We start from the raw sequence: 18,932 nt of genomic DNA on the forward strand, positions 1-18,932 counted from the left end.
TACTCCTTTATTTTTTATCTAATGACTGTGACTTATGGTTCAAATGCAAACAAGTTCCCAATCTGAATTGAAAATCAAAGTGATTGATACATTTGTATATCACATTGTGCACAAGCAACAGTCATTGAACTTATTACACTCGACCCTAGAGCGTTGATATCTTCCCTCATACAGCCAAACTGCGCTCAAAAACCGCGCCAAGCCAGCCTAAAGCCGTCGCATACTAAACCTTTTAACGATAACTCTCGCAAACCCCTGCTACACAAGGGCAAAAATGCACCCACCTAATCAGCTTTTGACATCAATACGACACTCTCGACGTGCATCAAAGTCAAGTGAAAGATTATAGTTACGTGGAAAATGCTCTTCAGTAGCATACTCCACATCATCTTTATTCGGCTCATAACCATGCTTAAGATTAAAATGCTGGATATATTCTTCTTTCCAAGCTTCAATTTCAGCTTTTTCTTCAACAGTTCTAGTAGGACGCAGGTTCTTATTGTTGTAGTAAACCTCACTGTCATCCATTGAGTGAAGCATCTTAATATCCGCTTCAGTGACACCATTTTCGCCAGGTTTAATCTCGATAGTTCCTTCACTATAACTACCATCTTCATTACGAACACAACTTGTGTACTTATATGTTGCTCGATCGTTGCTATTAGTTTTGCGAGTCTTCATGCTCACCCTTCCCGCCTGCAGCGGTAGGGTGAAGACACATACAAAAAAGAGCCGATACTTTATGAAGTACCGACTCTAATACCTGAAAAACAGCCATAGTAGAATAGAGGTACTTCATAGGAGTCATGAAAAAACCATGAGGATCCTATTGACGTATCTCATCGCCCTATAGCTAATCAGGCTTTAACTGTTTATTAGTAGTGTCTTATTGATTAATCATTAACCACAATCTTGTTAATTGTTCCAAAAATTCTTATAACATTTACCCGCTCTTTCTTAAAACCCGTATCATGAGTGTAAAAAAGAGTGGAATAATCTCGTTTTTATAACAGTTTGACATGTAAAAACCACACTTGCCTTGAAAGCTACGTGCTTTGAGGTTTAAGCGTTAACAATGTTTTCACCCCCCTTCTCGTTAAACAACACTCGTTTTAGAAAACAAAACGAGCATTAGCCACGCTCTAATAGAGTCCCAACCGCGGCTAATAAAGTCCCAACTGTATTTAATACAATCCCAACAAATCTAATATAATCCCAACCGTATTAATATCAGAAATCCTCACTCCGCAAAAAGTGTTATAGGCCTAACTACTTTTAGTGTTACCGTTAGAGCTTCTGATTAAAACACTTCAGATAAAACGTTCAAGTTATTACTATGCTAAAAAGGCTCTTCAAAAACCTGACAAATACGCACATATACGAGGTTGCATACACAAGATTGCAGAAGAAAACTTCTTTACTTATGGCTCTCCTAGAATATGGTTAGTATTGAGAACTAAAGGTATTAAAGTATCTGAAAAAGTAGTAAGACGGCTCATGAAAGAAGAGTTAATTGAGGTTAGATATGCCAGGCGTAAAAGACGCTATTCAAGTTACATAGGAGAAATTACTCCCGCATGTAGTAACATCGTTAATAATAATTTTCATGCAGATTCACCTAATAAGATTTGGCTTACAGACATTACTGAGTTTTCAGCAAAAGAGTCAAAACTCTATTTAAGCCCTATGATTGACTGTTTTGATAGTAAAGTGGCCTCTTACGCTCTTTCAAACCACCCAGATCAGTGTCTTGTAGATGAAATGTTAGAAGGGTGCTTTAACTACCCTTGACACTACAGAATGTAAAAGCTTAGTTATTCATACAGATAGAGGAGGTCACTATAGAGGTGGCAGGTGGATTGAGAGATTAGAAGGTCTTGGTATTACACGCTCCATGTCAAGAAAAGGAAATAGTGGAGATAATGCTGCCTGTGAAGGCTTTTTGGACAAATGAAAACAGAAATGTATTATCCACTTAACTGGGATAGTACAGAAGAATTACGTCAAGCTATTCATACTTATATTGATTTTTACAACAATCACAGAATTAAAATGGGGATTAAAAGACAATTATGGAACATCGTGCTATGGTTGCACAAAATGTCTAAAAATTGTACTAAGCCCCAAGCGACATTTTTATGTCGCCAAAATTGTCGCTTTGTCGCCAACGGATACAAAATTTAGTCATTTTGCTTAGAGTTAAGAACGTTCAATAAGTTTATAATTTCATCAAGTACGCTTGAAAATGTGATTCCTTTTGTATAACTATATTTTTAAGCAAGTTATCGTGGTAGATTTTGCTATCTAGAATAAGTCGTCGTGAGATCCTAAGCGTAGAAATATAATGCAATCTTCTTTAACTTGATACAACAGTAGAACATCTGCAGACACATGCAATTCATGCACGCCTTTATATGAGCCTTTAAGAATATGATCTCTATAAGTTGCAAGTTCGCGAGAATCTGCACCATTGCAAATAAGTCTTACAATATTGATTACTTGCTCAATATCGTAATGCTTCTGCTTATATTTCTTAACATCTCGCAGATAGATTAGACTATAAAATGGCGGTTTAGGCATTGCGCATCAGCTCAGCAAAATCGTCTACAGTACCTGCAGCTATTGGTTTTTCTTTCATAGCTTCATCAATAGCATGCTCGTATGGAGAACTTTCAAGTGAAAATGGGAAACGTTGCGTATTTACAATCTGATATAAAAATAGGTTGACTGCTGAACTCATATCAAGACCATAATGTTCAAGAACTTGCGATGCGCTATCCCGTATTTCTGGATTAACTCTTACACTTAATCTGCCTGTTCTAGCTGTTTTTGTAGAAGTCATGTCGTTTCCTTTAAGCTCAAAATCATGAATTTGTTATTCATGCTTTGCTTTATTATAACAGACCTACAGCACCCAACGTAATACCAAAGTAGCACCATTGTGCACACAATTATTACTAAATCGCGCGTTATCGTGGCAAAAATTGCAAAATTAGCAAAAACTGCCACGATAACTGGTATAACATAGCAACGAAGCAGCATTCTGCATTGCAAATTAACCACCTACTTGCATCTGCTGCACAAAGGTTCGTCCAAATACTCGATTGAAGCGCAAGAAAGCACAATAAGCATCTTGCGCAATGGCTATTTCTCTGCATGAAGCGGAACATGTACATTAATAATCCACGAATCGTCATCTTCAATAACTTTAAAAGTTCCACCAACGCATTCCGCAAGCATCTTATGAAAACGCAGTCCATATCCTAATTGCAAGTTAGCAAGAATACCTCGTTGCGCACTATTTATACACGTAATATGACATTCATGGTCATTAAGCATTACATTCATGGCGTATTCTTTAGGCTTTGCAGCATGCTTTTTTACGTTCGCAAGCAGTTCTCGGCAAATATACTCAATTTGAGCACATTCTTCAAAAGGCAAATGGATTGATTGAGAATCTTCAGTAGCTAAATCACTACTCAAGTCAATGGAACCAATATAGCCAAGCTTTTCAAATGACTTTTGTTCACAGTCAAATAAAACGCGTAAGCCTGTACAAAAATCTTTATAACATGTAGTCGATTGCATAACATCGCCAGTGCTTGCAGTTGTAGCATTGTCAAGAAGAGAAATGATATTACGTGCTCTATGAACAGTTGTAGTAGCACGTTGAAGAATCTCTCGCGAATTTTCATGCTCTTGCTCATGAGTTGTTTGAGGTTCAATAGATTGTTGAGCCATCATCATAATGCTGGAAAGCTCATTAGTTACTTCATCATGCATGCGAATTGCTGCAATAGTGGCATATTTTTGAAAAACGTTGTAACGCTGCGCAAATAACTGTTCCTGCTGTTGGTGAATAGTAGAAATATAGTATTTTACGATTGCACTAGAAATAAGAGTGATAAGAAGCCACCACGCTAACACATAGGCGTTTTGAAAATCGCAGATAATAAAGAACCATGAAGATACTCCGCAAGAAGAAAGCACGGTGTACCAAGGTTGAGTAATTACAGCAATTGCCAAACAAATCAATATGGTAAGCATCATAGATGAGTAGTTGATATTTGGCGCAATAATTACCAACGGCATCCAAATAAGTACAATAAAAGATGCTTTACGTGGCCATATTGCAATGCATAAGCAGATTACAATCCATACTATTTCAACTGTAATTGCATGCCAATTAGAGTAGTAATGAAGATTATTATAGGAACAAATCTCAAGAATCAAAGTACAACTTATGATTACACCAATTCCAATTTTCTGCCAGGCATCATGCGGCAAAAAATTGATCATACGCGTTAATAATTTCATAACTACCTACTTTTACACGTTAATTTCTTACACGTTATATGTCATGTGAATATTTTGCGAGCACAGCAAGCGCCTGCATGCGACTTTTAACTTGAAGTTTTCCATAAATACGCCGTAAATGCGTGTTGACTGTTGAAACTTTCACATTAAGCTGATCTGCAATCTCTTTTGACGAATACCCCTGTTTACACAAGCGCATAATTTCCGATTCTTGAGGAGACAAAACTGAAGTCTTCGGAAGTTGAGAAATCATATTAAATGATTCTTGCGGAGTGTGAAAATAGTCAATATATTGTGGCAATTCTGGACACCCGTAGCTCGTTGCGCGCGATTGGATAGCTGCAACTACGTCTGCTAAATTGTCTTTATGCACTAGCGCTTGACCACCCGACTTAGCAACTTGCAATACGTATTCATCCAGCATGTAGGAAGTAATGCCAATTAAAACAATATTGCTATTGCGCTCGCGAATTGCTTTAATTACATCAACACCACTCATTTCTCTCATTGACATATCTACTAAAAGTACGTCAGGAGTATTTTCTGTAACGCAACGATGAATAGCTTGTTTTGCAGAAGAACACATCCATGCACAAACAAAGTTTTCAGGCAAACGACTTTTTAAAAGAAGTTGCATATATCGCAATACAAACGTGTCATTATCAACAATTGCATAAGTAGTGTTCATACAATATATGATATCTTGTTTTGGAATTTGCTTGTCAATAGATGTTTAGAATGATGATTAAAATGCTTCGGCTCTGTCGCAAAGTAATTGTGCGATAAAGCCAAAGCATTATTTTCATATTTTGCAATACAAAATTGCAATACATGCATCATAAATCTATGACAAAAGTGAACAATTTATTACTATTTCATCCAAAAATGAGACATTTCCCAGCGCCAATTGCGATTGATGCTACGATACCTGCAACATTCACCTTCAATCCAAATTTAGCGATTTGTTTTGCAAGGAATTTAGCAAGCTTATCCCAAGCATGCCCTTCAATATAAGCTTTAAAATCACCACTGGAAAGCAGTTGAGCAATATCCATCCCAGGAATTAAACCTATAAGTTCGCCGCCCATGCAAGACCAAAAATCCTTATCTTGGCTATTCGCGCGGATTGCGTCCAACAGGTTATCATTTGTATATACTTGTCGAATACCTTCAGCAATGTATGCGGCCATTACTTTTCCATATTTCATCTTAAGGAGCTCATCTTTAACAGAAACCACGCCATTCTTATAACTGCTAGCTTCTTCAAAAATAAAACGAACTTCTTGTTCAATTTTCTTAACATCCTGTTGTACAATAGCTGTAGACTTATTTTCAGTCGCTTCCGCAGCTGGAATTGTTGTTGACAAGAATCCGAAAGACAAAACAGTCACAATCAGTGATGTTACAATCTTTTTTACCTTTAACATAACCATATCTCCTTACTTAATGTGCGATTGTATTGTTTTTCTCAAATTATCAAGATTGTACACATTAAAGTGCCATACGCTAGCACTTTCCGTTGGTACACTCCATTCTTCGGTTTTACTATTGACAGTAAAGCGAATTATTTGAGTTGTTGGCTTATTTATAACTTCAAAATTAGTGAGTTGATTCCACGGAATGCGACGAAGATGCTTATCGTCTAATTTAGCTAGATTACCCGAGCCTAAAATGGCATTCGGATTAACCACAATAAACTCATTATTAGTGGCAGCGACAATACGCGCATCAACGCCTTGCGCTACATAGAATAATTTAGGTAACAAAAATAGTTTGATTAAATCTTTCCACCAAGGGTCGTATTTCATTGTAAATACATACGTCTTATCAACTGAAAGATTGTGATCTTTAAAATACTTGACGATATCTTCTTCTCGTATACCGCGCAAAGGATTAGTCATAATAAGCACCTCCTCGTGATTCTCGTTTCGTAAATTACCAACATACTAACGTGCAGATTTTATCTACACAAATAGGTGTACCTATTTTTAACGATAGTGCTTTTAGAAAACTTTTTAAAAAAACTTTTACTATTAGTAGTTTGTATGTTCCTAACAACCAACATTTAAAAATATTTACATTTTGGAACCATTCTTAAATAAAGACATATTTATGGAGCTATCGTGGCAGTTTTTGCTAATTTTGCAATTTCTGCCACGATAACTTGTTATTTTTGTGTTTTATAAGTCCTGTAATGCGATTCTTTTATCTTCTGCAGACTGCTTAGATGACTTATCGTCTTTCTTAAGAGAATGCGCATATCGAATAAGACTTCTTGCAATAAAGAACACTAAAGCACATATAGCAAGTGCGATAAGAATGTCAATTATCGGACCAAATAATGCATAGCTCATGATTCATCCTTCCTTTTTCTATATTCGTTTATGAGTGTTCGAGCTGTGTCAACATCGTATTTATCGTCAATAGCAAGACTCTTTACCAAAAGAACGAACGGATCTTCTGGTTCATTGTCGCTTATGCGCAGTTTTTCAATAAGCCTGTTAAGCCTGATTCTCATCGTTGGGTAAGAGACTTGATACATTTGCGACATTTCTTTTAACGACCCAGACGATAATACAAAGTTCTTTATAAACGACATATCTTCATCTGTGAGATTAGCCATCCATTTTGGAATATGATCCATATCACCCCTTTCTTCAACCTACAAAACTTTAATTAAATTAAACTTTTATTAAAAATATTAAAGTTGTTGTATGGGTTTGTCAAGAATGAGCATGAGAGATATGACGTAAAGGGGGCTTAGGACAATTTTAACCTATAACTCCAATCCTTATTTTTGTTTTACGCCTTCGATTCGCTGAGCTTGCTCAAAGTTGAAAGCACAGTGTGCTTTCAACGCGAGCGAAGTACGTTAACATCCTGTGCACTCAACCCTAGAGCGTCGACATCTTCCCTCATACAGCAAAATCGCACTCAAAAACCGCGAGAACCCAGCTTGAAGCCGCTTCGCATTAAACCTTTTAACGATAGCCCTCGCTAAGCCCTGCTACACAAAGCTTTCAATGCACCCAGCTAATCAATCTTTGACATCAAGACAACACTCTCGACGTGGCACGATAGGTCCGGATTGATGTCAGTCATCAGGAACCTATTCAGACTAATACGAAATGTAGCAACATATCTCCGTTTGTTAGTGGAAACATATCCACAAATTCTATAGCAGAAAATTCTTGATACATTCCGCTATCCATATCACGGTCTGAACCTCACCCATCCAAGGAAAAAGTTCAACTTTTTTATTTGTTTCTACTATTTATAGTGATTCCAACATAAAAGTCAAATCTTGCGAGGAACCGCCATCGCCTCAACCTTGTCCGTTCTTCCTACAAAAACAGGTCAACAGCTATTTTTCGTCCTAACTGATAGCCAGGTTTCCGTACACTCGACCTTATCATACCTGAAAATCCTGCATTGAACGAGAGAAACATTTTAACTATTTCTTTGCATTTTCTTCCAGTTCCAACATGTATTTATCAAAGTCAGACATGAACAATCTGTCCTGAATAACACGATACTTTTCAAATTCAGTCTCGGCTTTAGCCTTGGCAATCTCTGCCGTAATCTTTCCTGCATCCTGAAGGACCTCTCTGTCATCAGCCATCAGGAATAGATCCAGACGCTTTGCCCAGTCCTCCATTGTCATCGGAATGTGACGTTCAGCACGATCCTCTGCCAGATCTAAATACGCTGAAACAATACGCTCTAATGAACGCATTTCCCGATCAGAAAGATAATTTTTTGCAACAGTCACATCACTTTTTACGATCTTGCCTTCTGGTACTGCTGCCCATGTAGTTAATCCCATATGCGGCTTGCCTGCATCTGCTCGCTCATAAATTAACTCTGCTGCCGTATGTCCGTGAACTGCATAATGCATCTTGTTCTGCACCTTTGCAAAAAACTGCTTTGTCGTTTTTGCTGTGCGGTCATAATCAAGAGCTGTAGCATAGATGTCCGTTATCTTCTGATAGAATCTACGCTCAGATAAACGAATCTCACGAATCTGCTCAAGCAAACGATCAAAATATTCTGTTGTGAGCACGGAACCACCGTTTTTTAAACGCTCATCATCCATAACCCATCCTTTGATGGTATAGTCCTTTACGATGCCATTGGCCCATTTACGAAACTGCACTGCTCGTTCATTATTCACCTTGAATCCAACAGCAATAATCATTTGAAGATTATAATGTTTCGTATCACGAGTAACCTGACGCGAACCTTCGGTTTGAACTATCCGGAAATTCCGGATAGTTGCATCTTCCTCAAGCTCTAAGTCGGAATAAATCTTCTTAATATGCTCATTAATTGTACGAACATCCACGCCATACAGCGTGGCCATCATCTTCTGTGTCAGCCATATATTTTCATCCTCATAGCGAATCTCAATACTGTCCTGCTGATCGCCGACAGAGGCAACATAGGTCAGATATTCTGCTGCACTGGAACGAATGGTTATGTCATCTTTTTTCTTTTTCAAATAAGAGACCTCCTTCTTCGATAAATCACTCTATAATAAACAATGAATGAATTTCTGTATGCTCTCATCGCCCATGACAACGCTTATACTTCTTCCCACTTCCACATGGACACAATTCATTGCGGCCTATCTTCTTCGGCCAATTTGCTCTTTACTGAACCATAATAGGAATTTTTCCGTCATACATAAGTTCAAGTTCTCTAAGACGATATAAATATTCAGAGACTCCCAATATAGCTTGAAACATACACATTGCCTCATTTTCAAATTCAAGCAAATATTCTGTTTTCTTTTTTGTTCTATCTTTCGGATTAGGAATATAAGTTATCAGCTGGTCTACTGAATTGTATTCAACATCATTATGACCGATAGCATTTCTCAATTTCGCATTCACGAGGATTTTCAAAAAGCCTGTATAGTCCTCAGAATCCAAGCAAAAATGATATCTTGATGCTTTTGTGAGTTTAATATAATCCTCTAAAAACTTTACATTTTTCTCAATCGGATTCATAGCATTGATATCAGACCTATACTTAATATTGTTAAGAGCAACAGGAATAATCATCAAATTACCTAATGCCTCATAAACATCCAGATAAAACTGTTTTACACTATCAAAACTGCTCGTTGTGGAACCTTCGTATTCAAAATCAAAAGAATTATCTTTACAGTATTGTATAGACAATGCAGGTATAAGTCTTTGATATACGACCATAAACTCATCGTAGACCTTGTAGATCAGTTCCTGTAATTCTTCAAGGTGGAATCCATCATGAGAATTAAGGAACTCAATCAGGTCTTTCATTTGCGCTGAATCCATTTTCAATATTCCAGTGCTAAACGAAAGGTCATTAAAGATATCTTTTCTTAATGATGAATAAAATCCATATACCTCAATCATGTGGACAGCTCTCAATGTTTCGAATTCATCTCTACATTGAAAAAAATGACCAGAAAACTCCTTTTGAATCTCTTGAGTTAAGTATTCGCTATTGTTTTTTGCTAAATTGAGAATTCTTTTATAGTTCTTCCACTTTTTGGCAGTTACGTTCAACTTAGACACATCTTGTCCAAATTCCTCATAAGAATCATTCGTTTTCATACAATTCATATATCGAATAAACGGTGTAATCACTAGTCTCTCTAAATCAGCTGCTTCTACTTGTTTTAAGGTAGGAAATTCACCAGAACACTCAATAATGTAATCCGCATTTTCGCCCTGAACTTCATCAGCATTATCAAAAGAAAAACTTAACCCCGGACGATCTTGCCCTATCTTCACGCTACCAGACAAAGAGGTTCCACATTTACCGCATGCTACTTCTATCGGATGTTCTTCTTGACAGCCAACTTGTAAACGAACTCTAGTAATACATCCGCAAACCTGACATTTTATAAAAGTATTAAAAACCATAAAACCTGCCTCCTTTCGCTGGATTACATAAACATATCATCGTTCCAAACGAGTTTTACCAAGTCAATGAGTACTGCTATTCTTTCAGCAATTTCATTCTTACCAAATGAAGCATACGATTTGAAGCCAAGATTATTATCTAAAACGAACTTCTTAAATTGGGGATTATTCTGATATGCCAGATCACCAAGTGATTCAGTATAGATATTTCCTTCATTGGAACAGTACTTTTTCAATTTGTAATCATACTTTGCATCATTTAAGCTTGCATTGATGCTCTTATGAAGAAGCAATAACGCACCGATGCTATTTCTCCAACGTCTGAAATCGTCTTGGTCAGAATATTCCGCGGTAAACCATTCATAATGGTCTGTAATAATGTGCTCAATCTCAAATGGATTCTTTGTTTGAGTGTTCATGTAATTGCAGTAGTTTGATGCAACACCAGTATGTTCTTCAATAAATCCTGTAATACGTGCAAGGATATTCTTAATGTATTTCTTAGTAAAGCTGTTAAGTCCTAAATTACTTAATGCTGCTGCCGGGTCAAATGCGAGATTGATATACTGCTGTTCTAATTTCTGTTTCAATGTAGGTATGTCTGTCATGCGGATATCCTTAGTAACATTGAAAACAAAGTTTTTAATTGTGCTGTAATTTACAGAGCTGCACTTCGTTACTCTGGATACAATCAAAACATCAATAAATCTTGCTACCAGATTAATCTTCTCAATAATAACTGGCCATGAATCTTCATAACATACAGGTGCTAATAATAGCTGTGGCTGTAATGTGAAGTTAACTTGCGCATTGTAATATACATACTTTGTTTCTTCAGCGAACGTTGTTTCTGCCTGACGGATACGCTCATAAACCTCTGCGAATTTTGCAAATTTCTTTATGAACAACTCAAAGTCATCGGAACCATTAAGTCCCAGCTTATCACGTTCATCTCGTACCCATTTGTGGAAGAAACCGCCGATGATATCAAAATCCTTATTTACTGCACCAGCTTTTGCTTCACGAATTGTTTCTGCATAGTGAGCTCTCAACCATGCCTTAATAAAGATCTCATCGCCTTTGTCATCGTACTTCTTCAAAGTAAGAACTTTTTCTTTCCAAAGGCCATTCATTTTTTCTCGTATGGAGTCAGATTTTATCTCCGAAAGCAAATAGCCCTTCAACATTTCGGTGGATGTCAAACTCAAACCACGATCATTCATTGTAACGAATATCTTATGAGCGTCCTGTTCTGTTGTTGCTACAATCTCAATAAAGAATACTTTCTCCGCAACCCAATCACAAAAATGCAGCAACATATCATCTGTAATGCATGCCGGGAAAACATCCTGAATATCTTGATAACGACCATATAGATTTTTTACGGACTCACCAGCACCAGTAGTATCAAAGTCAGTATCGTTGAAAATTGCATTCATACAATCCTGCCGGTCATCTACATTGATATTAAAAGACTTCGAGCCAAAGGACTCAGAGAAAATCATGGTCTCAATCATGTTATAACTCTGACCGATGCTCTTTAATCTGTTATTAAGATACATCAGTAGCAATGTCAAAGATGAGAATCTTTGCTGACCATCGATAATAGCATTCTCCCTACCAGCTAATACAATAGATCCCATAAAATACGCTCCATAATCAGCAACTGCTAGTCTAGAGTCCCCCGGATGATAATACTCTAAAAATTCCGAAGTTAAATCGTCTATCAGTTCTTCAATATGCTTTCTCTGCCACATATACTCACGCTGATAATAATGAATTGAATATTTTGTATTCTGCAAAAGCTGCTTGAGATTCTTTGGTGAACCTTCTATCTTTTTCATTAAGCTTCCTCCTCCAGAAACAGTTCCGGTGTATTATACCAAGCCAACTCAGCATCTGCTTTAACACCCTTGTTAAGACATTATAATAGTGATTTCTTGAGTTCTAGCCCTGTTCCTGATTTATAAAAAACGTATTCTGCTTCGTGTTGTAATATGTACAGAGCAGATTTCCTTGAAAAGCCATATTTTTGAATTTCAATTGAACGCTTATTTGTTGAACCATTTCTATGTTTCCAAATTCTAAACCTTGTTCTGTCTTTTTCTTTGGAAGCGGAACGGTTAAAACTTTGTCAATCGCCTTTAATGCCTCCTTAAATACAATAGAAAAATGTTGTAGAGTAGCTGTCTTGCTTATGGATGCTGTAAACGCAGATGATAAAATAATTGCAAGTATAAAATTAAGGGTTGTAATATTTCCATAGTAAAGAAATATACTTCCCAAAATCATGACAATAACTACTCCAATTTCCATAAATATGTCAATAAGTCCCATTGGAATTGTGATTGCCCCCATACTCTTTTTAACCTAGTAAACATACTCTCTTGCCGTTTTTAATGCTCTTTCACTTATCTCCTCTTCTTTCGAAAAGGCCTTAATAACAGAAATATTTTTTACATATTCCATTAGCTCTTCTCTCATCTTCTTTTCGTGATTAAAATAAATAGCAAAGTTTTTATCCATTGTTTTCTGCGAAAGAACTTTTACCAAATACATAAGTGGAACTCCGGCAATCATTCCAAGAGCAAGACGCCAATCCACAAAAATCATAGCTACAAAAATAATGGTAGGTAGAAGTGTAACTGACATTATTTCAGGAAGACCATGGGCAAGGTATACTTCCACTTGTTCCACATCATGCTGAACAATGTTGGTAAGCTCTCCTGTATTATGTTCTTTAAAAAATCCTAAACTTAGTTTTTTTAGATGATCAATAATATCTAACCTAAGTTCTGTTAATTTTTCGTATGCTTTCTCATGAGCAACCTTTGTTGCAAAATAGTAAAACACGCCTTTTAACACAAATGAGATAAAGATTCCAAAAAATACATACTTTAAATCAACTTCGTTAGTATTGTTTGTGATTAAAGAACTAATCAAATATACAAGTAAGATTTGTGGTATCAAATCAAATACTATTTTTAAAGCAAGGAGTGCATTGGATAAGCCATTTTACCTATCACTTTTTCCTTAATTCTTTTTCTGGCATAAACAACGCTCCTTCCAAAACTGAATAATATTGAATTTTAATTCAATATTAAGGTTTAAAATAAGACTTTGCTGATTACGCAAAGTCTATTTTTAGTGCTTATTATAAGGATTCCACTCCCTTGTAATAACACCTTGCAATAAGTTTTAGCATATCTTTCGCCCACTTTTCACTTTGATAGTGCCTTACTATCTCAAGAAACCCCTCTGTAAAGTTACTGGCTAAAATATGGGCAAGCATTGGATCATATTTCTGTTTAGATTGTCTTTTTAAACTTACTTCAATATGAACCTGCATTTGCGATATGAGTTTTTGTTTTGCTTCTGCATGCTTTGTACCTGAACTTTTATCCATTAAAATAATTAACTTCTTACGCTCTTTTAAAAGTTCATGAATATAATTTTCTCCAACTTCATCAAACCTTTCAGAAGCAGAACCCTTTTCCAAAGATTCTTCCTCATTAAAAGCTGAGTCAAAGTTTATATAAACAGAACTTACTACTGCATCAAACAAAACTTCCTTATTTTTGAAATAGGTATAAATGAGTGCCACAGGAATATCTGCTTCTTTTGCAATTTCTGTTAATTTAGCACCTCTATAATCATTTTTATAAAATACTTTTTCTGCTGCATCAAGTATCCTATTTCTAACTTCTTCTTTCAATACTTGTGCCATATCACACCTCTTTCAAATAAAATACTGAACCTAAATTCAATATTTGTCAAGAGTTTAGTGTATTAGTTCAAAAAGAAACTGGATTTAAGACTGCAAGAAAAAGCAGATTTCCGTTAAATTACATCTCATTAATTCTGTTTGATAAAATTGTAACCACGCCAACAACCTTATTTTCCCACTTCACAAGGTGGGTGCAAAGTGGCGAATCGACTTGCATGAGCGATTAAATATAATTCGCGAATGCACTTCGATTCGCTGAGCTTGCTCAAAGTTGAAAGCACAGTGCGCTTTCAACGCGAGCGAAGTACGTTAACATCCTGTGCACTCGACCCCAGAGCGTTGATATGTTCCCTCAAACAGCCAAACTGCGCTCAAAAACCGCGAGAACCCATCTTAAAGCCACTTCGCATTAAACCTTTTAACGATAGCCCTCGCTAAACCCTGCTACATAAGGGCAAAAATGCACCCACCTATTAAGCCTTTGACATCAATACGACACTCTCGACGTGGATTGAGAGAACTCCTAGTATAGCTACACTTTTTTGAGTGCACACTATGGATATTGGGTGCACTTTTTAACGATAGGAAAAGCTATCGTTAAAAGGTTTAAGATTGGCTTAATAGCTTGATTCTTGAGCATAAAAAAACAGCCTAGAGAGGATTCCCCCTAGGCTGACTTTTGTAACATTTCAAACGCTCACAGTCTTTTGGCTTTTACGATGCCCTTTCAATATCCACACTAATCTCTGATTTAAAAGTTACGCTGAACCTGTCCTCGTAAACTTTTATTTTCTTGATGTACTTTCTTACCAGCTTCTCGTCATACTCACTAATATCGTGACTCTCACTTTTCAGAAAATCTTCCATTTCTCTGATTCGTCTTTTAGCATCTTCTTGACCTGCTTTTTCTATAAGAAGCTGCTGTTTCTTACCTTTCAGTTCATCAATCTCGTTGACAGTTTTCGTGTAGTCTTTTTTAGCTTTAAGCAAGGTTAGTAGTATCGCTTGTTTAACTGCAATTCTTTTATCAACCGTTTCAATCTCGTTTAAGTTATTGCCCGCGATAATTTCTCTAATATTATTCTTCAACGTATCCAATACTTCATCCGATTACCCTAACTAATCACCGGCTAAACAGGACGGACATTGAGCCTGACTTTAAGATTCATAAAAAGAAGTGGCTATTACTGACAGAGATCAGTAATAGCCACCCAACGTGAGATATTCGACTATTGACTTGAACCAAACAAACTTCAATCAGTCTTTCGAAGGACAGTCTTAAGCGAGATCACGGTGACACCAATAACAAAAGAGGTAAAACCAATTCTAATAGCAAATGTGCCATCCCATATTAAGGCAACCAGCATCGCGATTAAGGCAACCGTCAAGCCGAATGTCGCTACTTCACGGCAAAAACGAACGAGCTTGTCCATTTCCTTAAACACCTCCTCGTGCACATACTAATAATCAGGTTTCATTTTACCTTTTGAGCTATATTTTCCCACTTCACAAGATGGGTGCAAAAGGAGTGTTCAGTAAGGGATTAAAAGAAAACCAACTGAAAGCCTTTAAGCGGGAACATAAGAAATAAAACGACCATACAAGAGTAGAGATACTCTGTGTGGCCGTTTTCTTATACTCAGATACCGAAATAGTATTTGAGATTTTTAGAACAAACCTTGTATTTGAGCTTGTATTAACACTGCAGTAACGCTGGCACCTGTATTAATTAAAAAGTCTTTTAGTCCAACCAATGCTGATTTTAAAATATGCGGTTTCTTCTCTTCTTCAATTTTTAATTTGATGTCAGCTAATAATTCTGTTGCGGTTTCTATATCCTCTTTTGATAAATCAGATTCACTAATACTTTTTTCAACGGCATCAACTACATCCTTAACTTTATCATAGGAAAATGTAACTGTATTCTCACTTCCAGACACTATCTGTACATTATCGGATGGCGAATTGATCACACTTGTATTCCCGTAATAATTATTCACGGTTTGCGGCATGTTCACTGCGGATTCTTTTTCAGTCTCAGAGAAAACCATATTTTCCCCTACAATACCTTCCGATTCTAATTTCAATGTCCATTCTAAAATAGTATTTTTGACTTTTTCTTCAATGTCTTTAACTGCAGTTGTAGGTACATGTAATGCATAATCCATTGGAAGTAGCGAATCAGCCATTTTATCAAACAATGCAAGTTGTTCGCCTGAAAAATCTAAAGTTAATACATTTCCTGAGGACTGACATAAAGAAATGATTTCAGAAATTGAATTTACTAACTTTCTTTCACAAATCTTTTTTTCGTATTCATTATCCTGTATTGAGGTTGGAATCCAACCGCGATAAGGATTGAAAGTTTTTAAACTTCCACGAACCTTTCTATACTCAGGGCAAGATTCTGGGTCAGGATAACCATTTAATTCGTGTTGAATCCATTGATCAAAATCAGCAAGCTTTAATTTTGATGCAATCAAATGTGCTTTGCGTAATATATTAACAACATCGCAATTTGATGACACAATTTCATTCTGTAATTCTAAAACAATACTTCCCATGTTATTCACCATCCTTCTTTCTACCATATAGGGCACTATTCTCAGCAAACATCATAGTTCTTCACATAGAAGCAATAAGGAAAAGGAATAATCTAACTTTCTGAAGTTGTTTCAGAATGCTCCTCAAAATTTTCTACCTGCTCCATCACCTTTGTGAACACTTCAGGACTATACTGTGGCGGATAGCCGTTCTTAACCAAACAAATCTTTATCTTCAATTTTAACTGATTACGCACATTCTGATTGTTGAGCCAGTCCACAAATGAAGACTCGGTATCTATTATTTCCTTAACTTTTTTAGCAAGTGTCTTGCATTTATCGTTTATCACAACACCGTTAACTTCTTTGTCAATGCCATATTCAAACTTATACTGGTCACGAAGAGCAATCAAAATATCATAGAATGCCTTTTCTTCAAAGGTTAATCCTATTTTACGGAAACTCTCACGATTTTCGTTCATCTGACGAAGTATCACTAAAGCTTGTTCAGTTGCAGCCTTAATAATATCTTCTGAGGCAGCTTCCTGTGTTGCCCCGGCTTCTTCAGCAGTAAGGTGCTTACGTCTTTCATGGTACTCATCAATAGTCTTTTCAATCATTTCTTGGAAAGATTTCGCTGCTAATTGGTTAACCCTGCCATATTCCTTTATTTGCTTACGGAGCATTTTGATAAGTAATTCTAACTTTGTAGCAGGCATTTCTACATCTGATAATTTTTCAAAGTATTCAGGAGAGAAGATATCTTCTTCCTCGCCACTTTCAAGAACACTTTCTACCTTATTGTATTTTAATGCCTCTTCAACCATCTTTGATACCACAAGATTCATAGTTTCAGCATCAACATCGCTGGTTCCACTCATTTTACGAACGAAGCCTGCTATAGCCATAAAGCACTGTGCAAGCGCAGATTCTTCTTCGCCCAGATTTCCAGAAGGTTGGCAAATATCAAAAGCACTTCTCATTCTCTTAACAGACTTTAAGAAATATGTCTTAAATGAGACCTGATTAGTTTTTCCGTTTCCTTCTGTCTGCAAGACCTGTGCTGATGTAAAGACATACTCAGCCGCTTTGGAAAGTAATTTATATCTTTCAACAGGGTCACATTTCGTATTAAGGAATGGAGCTAAGTCATAATCTGTAAACAGTGCTTTAAGTATTTCAATCTCCTCCCTGAATGCAGAGGTAGCCTGCTCAACGTCATCCGATGTGGGAGCAACTGATGTATCACCACCGTAAACCTTCATGGCCTCACGCATATTATCGCGAATGCCAATATAGTCGATAACCATACCATATTCTTTGCCGGGATATTTTCTGTTTACACGACTGATAGTTTGAATCAGCAAGTGCTTCTTCAAAGGCTTATCGTTATATAAATATGTAAGTGACGGAACATCAAATCCCGTAATCCACATATCAACTACGATAACAATATGGAAATTAGACTTTTCCTGTTTAAAGGCTGCATCCAGTTCTTCGCAACGTTTATCATTTTTAACTCCACCAAGATAGTTATACATCTCAGCTTCATCATTACTTCCAACACTCGATACCATAGCCATAAATGGCATAGGCTTTAATTCTTTAAGTTCTTCATCTGTTGCAGTAACTCCGTCAGGAGTTTTCTTTTCTTCAAACCATTCCGGATATTTATCCTTGAATTTCAAAAGAAGTGAATATGCAATTTTTCTGCTAGAGCAGACAATCATTGCTTTCTGAATTCTATCTGGGTCACTATCACAAGATGAAATATAATGGTCATGAATATCTATAGCAAGCCTCTCCAAGCGAGAAGGCTCGCCAAGGATAACTTCCATAGAACTCATTGCACGTTTACTGGCTTCAATATCATCATACGTTGCACCATCATCGGCACACTTTTTATAGTAATTTTCAATTTCTTTAGCTTTGGTCTTATCAAGTAACACCTTGGCAATACGAGGATGATACTTAATAGAAACAGTTAGTCCATCTGCGACCGCCTGATCCATAGTGTATCTATCAATTTCCTGACCAAAGGTCTGATATGTTTCGGCAATAGGAGTTCCTGTGAAACCTACAAACGTAGCATGTTGAGGCGGTAAGTTTGCTAGTCAAGGAGTAAAACGACGAAGATTAGCATTTACTTCCGCCCATGCGATAGCTGTCCGTGATTGACAAGTGCTAGCACGCAGACAGAACGGAGATAGCGAACCGCTGAGTGTGTCGCTCTGCTCGTAAAAGCTTAGAAACCTTTGAACGAAAGGGATAATGAAAGCCTTGATTGCAAGGCTTTTTGCTTTATGGTGGGTAAGTATCAGAGTGAGAAAATTTTTGGAATGAGTAGAAGTGATAGCTAGAAATTATCAGTTTCTATTTCCATTTACCCTGTGGGTACGTGTTTGTTTCCATTGACAAGGAGTTTGTGGG

At 36.7% G+C, this 18,932-nt stretch carries 20 protein-coding genes and 2 pseudogenes; 3 read left to right on the forward strand and 19 right to left on the reverse strand.

Features of this window, described 5'->3' with window-relative positions:
- Window positions 1-288: 288 nt before the first annotated feature.
- On the reverse strand, window positions 289-681 hold the full coding sequence (locus HXT32_RS04365) for a hypothetical protein (RefSeq protein ID WP_012913987.1): 393 nt from the start codon (window positions 679-681) through the stop codon (window positions 289-291).
- Between the two features lie 597 nt (window positions 682-1,278).
- Between HXT32_RS04365 and HXT32_RS04370 the strand changes: the two are divergent.
- From HXT32_RS04370 to HXT32_RS04380, 3 genes and pseudogenes are all read left to right on the forward strand, one after another.
- Window positions 1,279-1,479 (forward strand): annotated as a pseudogene (locus tag HXT32_RS04370) (IS3 family transposase); the annotation flags it as partial.
- Window positions 1,480-1,497: 18 nt separating this feature from the next.
- Window positions 1,498-1,791 (forward strand): DDE-type integrase/transposase/recombinase, encoded by a 294-nt coding sequence (locus HXT32_RS04375; RefSeq protein WP_421783736.1) that lies wholly within the window; start codon window positions 1,498-1,500, stop codon window positions 1,789-1,791.
- A 171-nt stretch (window positions 1,792-1,962) separates the two neighbouring features.
- A complete protein-coding gene (locus tag HXT32_RS04380; protein WP_422119079.1) occupies window positions 1,963-2,184 on the forward strand; it encodes an IS3 family transposase in 222 nt (73 codons plus the stop codon).
- A 120-nt stretch (window positions 2,185-2,304) separates the two neighbouring features.
- Here HXT32_RS04380 and HXT32_RS04385 read toward each other — a convergent pair whose 3' ends face one another.
- From HXT32_RS04385 to HXT32_RS04470, 18 genes and pseudogenes are all read right to left on the reverse strand, one after another.
- Window positions 2,305-2,580 carry a type II toxin-antitoxin system YafQ family toxin gene (locus tag HXT32_RS04385; RefSeq protein ID WP_004110346.1) on the reverse strand — a complete coding sequence of 92 codons (276 nt, stop codon included), beginning with the start codon at window positions 2,578-2,580 and terminating at the stop codon, window positions 2,305-2,307.
- Window positions 2,573-2,842, reverse strand: a complete 270-nt coding sequence (locus HXT32_RS04390) for a type II toxin-antitoxin system RelB/DinJ family antitoxin (protein ID WP_004110348.1) — start codon at window positions 2,840-2,842, stop codon at window positions 2,573-2,575. The genes HXT32_RS04385 and HXT32_RS04390 overlap by 8 nt, the downstream gene beginning before the upstream one ends.
- 302 nt (window positions 2,843-3,144) lie before the next feature.
- Entirely contained in the window at window positions 3,145-4,317 is a 1,173-nt protein-coding gene (locus HXT32_RS04395) for an exodeoxyribonuclease V (protein WP_012913983.1), read from the reverse strand.
- Between the two features lie 34 nt (window positions 4,318-4,351).
- Window positions 4,352-5,005, reverse strand: a complete 654-nt coding sequence (locus HXT32_RS04400; protein ID WP_004110353.1) for a response regulator transcription factor — start codon at window positions 5,003-5,005, stop codon at window positions 4,352-4,354.
- Window positions 5,006-5,192: 187 nt separating this feature from the next.
- A complete protein-coding gene (locus tag HXT32_RS04405) occupies window positions 5,193-5,744 on the reverse strand; it encodes a hypothetical protein (RefSeq protein ID WP_076002703.1) in 552 nt (183 codons plus the stop codon).
- A 12-nt stretch (window positions 5,745-5,756) separates the two neighbouring features.
- Entirely contained in the window at window positions 5,757-6,218 is a 462-nt protein-coding gene (locus HXT32_RS04410) for a hypothetical protein (protein WP_004110362.1), read from the reverse strand.
- Window positions 6,219-6,497: 279 nt separating this feature from the next.
- The gene (locus tag HXT32_RS04415; RefSeq protein WP_004110365.1) at window positions 6,498-6,671 is read right to left on the reverse strand and encodes a hypothetical protein; all 174 of its coding nucleotides are present in this window, start codon (window positions 6,669-6,671) and stop codon (window positions 6,498-6,500) included.
- Window positions 6,668-6,961 carry a DUF2089 family protein gene (locus HXT32_RS04420; RefSeq protein ID WP_004110367.1) on the reverse strand — a complete coding sequence of 98 codons (294 nt, stop codon included), beginning with the start codon at window positions 6,959-6,961 and terminating at the stop codon, window positions 6,668-6,670. Before HXT32_RS04420 ends, HXT32_RS04415 begins: the two co-directional genes overlap by 4 nt.
- Window positions 6,962-7,771: 810 nt before the next feature.
- Window positions 7,772-8,818, reverse strand: a complete 1,047-nt coding sequence (locus tag HXT32_RS04425) for a virulence RhuM family protein (protein ID WP_119522986.1) — start codon at window positions 8,816-8,818, stop codon at window positions 7,772-7,774.
- Window positions 8,819-8,882: 64 nt separating this feature from the next.
- Window positions 8,883-8,933, reverse strand: coding sequence for an SEC-C metal-binding domain-containing protein (locus HXT32_RS04430; protein WP_422119080.1), 51 nt, complete (start codon window positions 8,931-8,933; stop codon window positions 8,883-8,885).
- Between the two features lie 36 nt (window positions 8,934-8,969).
- Window positions 8,970-10,232, reverse strand: a complete 1,263-nt coding sequence (locus tag HXT32_RS04435; RefSeq protein ID WP_422118917.1) for a hypothetical protein — start codon at window positions 10,230-10,232, stop codon at window positions 8,970-8,972.
- A 23-nt stretch (window positions 10,233-10,255) separates the two neighbouring features.
- Window positions 10,256-12,076: a DUF262 domain-containing protein gene (locus HXT32_RS04440; protein ID WP_422118918.1), complete on the reverse strand. Its 1,821-nt coding sequence runs from the start codon at window positions 12,074-12,076 to the stop codon at window positions 10,256-10,258.
- Window positions 12,077-12,236: 160 nt separating this feature from the next.
- A pseudogene (locus HXT32_RS04445) lies at window positions 12,237-13,284 on the reverse strand (ABC transporter transmembrane domain-containing protein); the annotation flags it as partial.
- Between the two features lie 102 nt (window positions 13,285-13,386).
- Window positions 13,387-13,959, reverse strand: coding sequence for a TetR/AcrR family transcriptional regulator (locus HXT32_RS04450; protein ID WP_116440553.1), 573 nt, complete (start codon window positions 13,957-13,959; stop codon window positions 13,387-13,389).
- Window positions 13,960-14,673: 714 nt separating this feature from the next.
- Window positions 14,674-15,048, reverse strand: a complete 375-nt coding sequence (locus HXT32_RS04455) for an integrase (protein WP_410311178.1) — start codon at window positions 15,046-15,048, stop codon at window positions 14,674-14,676.
- A 164-nt stretch (window positions 15,049-15,212) separates the two neighbouring features.
- Entirely contained in the window at window positions 15,213-15,392 is a 180-nt protein-coding gene (locus HXT32_RS04460) for a hypothetical protein (protein ID WP_010241855.1), read from the reverse strand.
- 234 nt (window positions 15,393-15,626) lie between these two features.
- Window positions 15,627-16,523 carry a hypothetical protein gene (locus HXT32_RS04465; protein WP_004122116.1) on the reverse strand — a complete coding sequence of 299 codons (897 nt, stop codon included), beginning with the start codon at window positions 16,521-16,523 and terminating at the stop codon, window positions 15,627-15,629.
- 92 nt (window positions 16,524-16,615) lie between these two features.
- Window positions 16,616-18,562, reverse strand: a complete 1,947-nt coding sequence (locus tag HXT32_RS04470) for a type I restriction enzyme endonuclease domain-containing protein (protein ID WP_225791482.1) — start codon at window positions 18,560-18,562, stop codon at window positions 16,616-16,618.
- Window positions 18,563-18,932 lie beyond the last annotated feature (370 nt).

This window comes from Gardnerella sp. DNF00747, from assembly GCF_049262675.1.
In the GTDB taxonomy this organism is placed as follows: domain Bacteria; phylum Actinomycetota; class Actinomycetes; order Actinomycetales; family Bifidobacteriaceae; genus Bifidobacterium; species Bifidobacterium swidsinskii.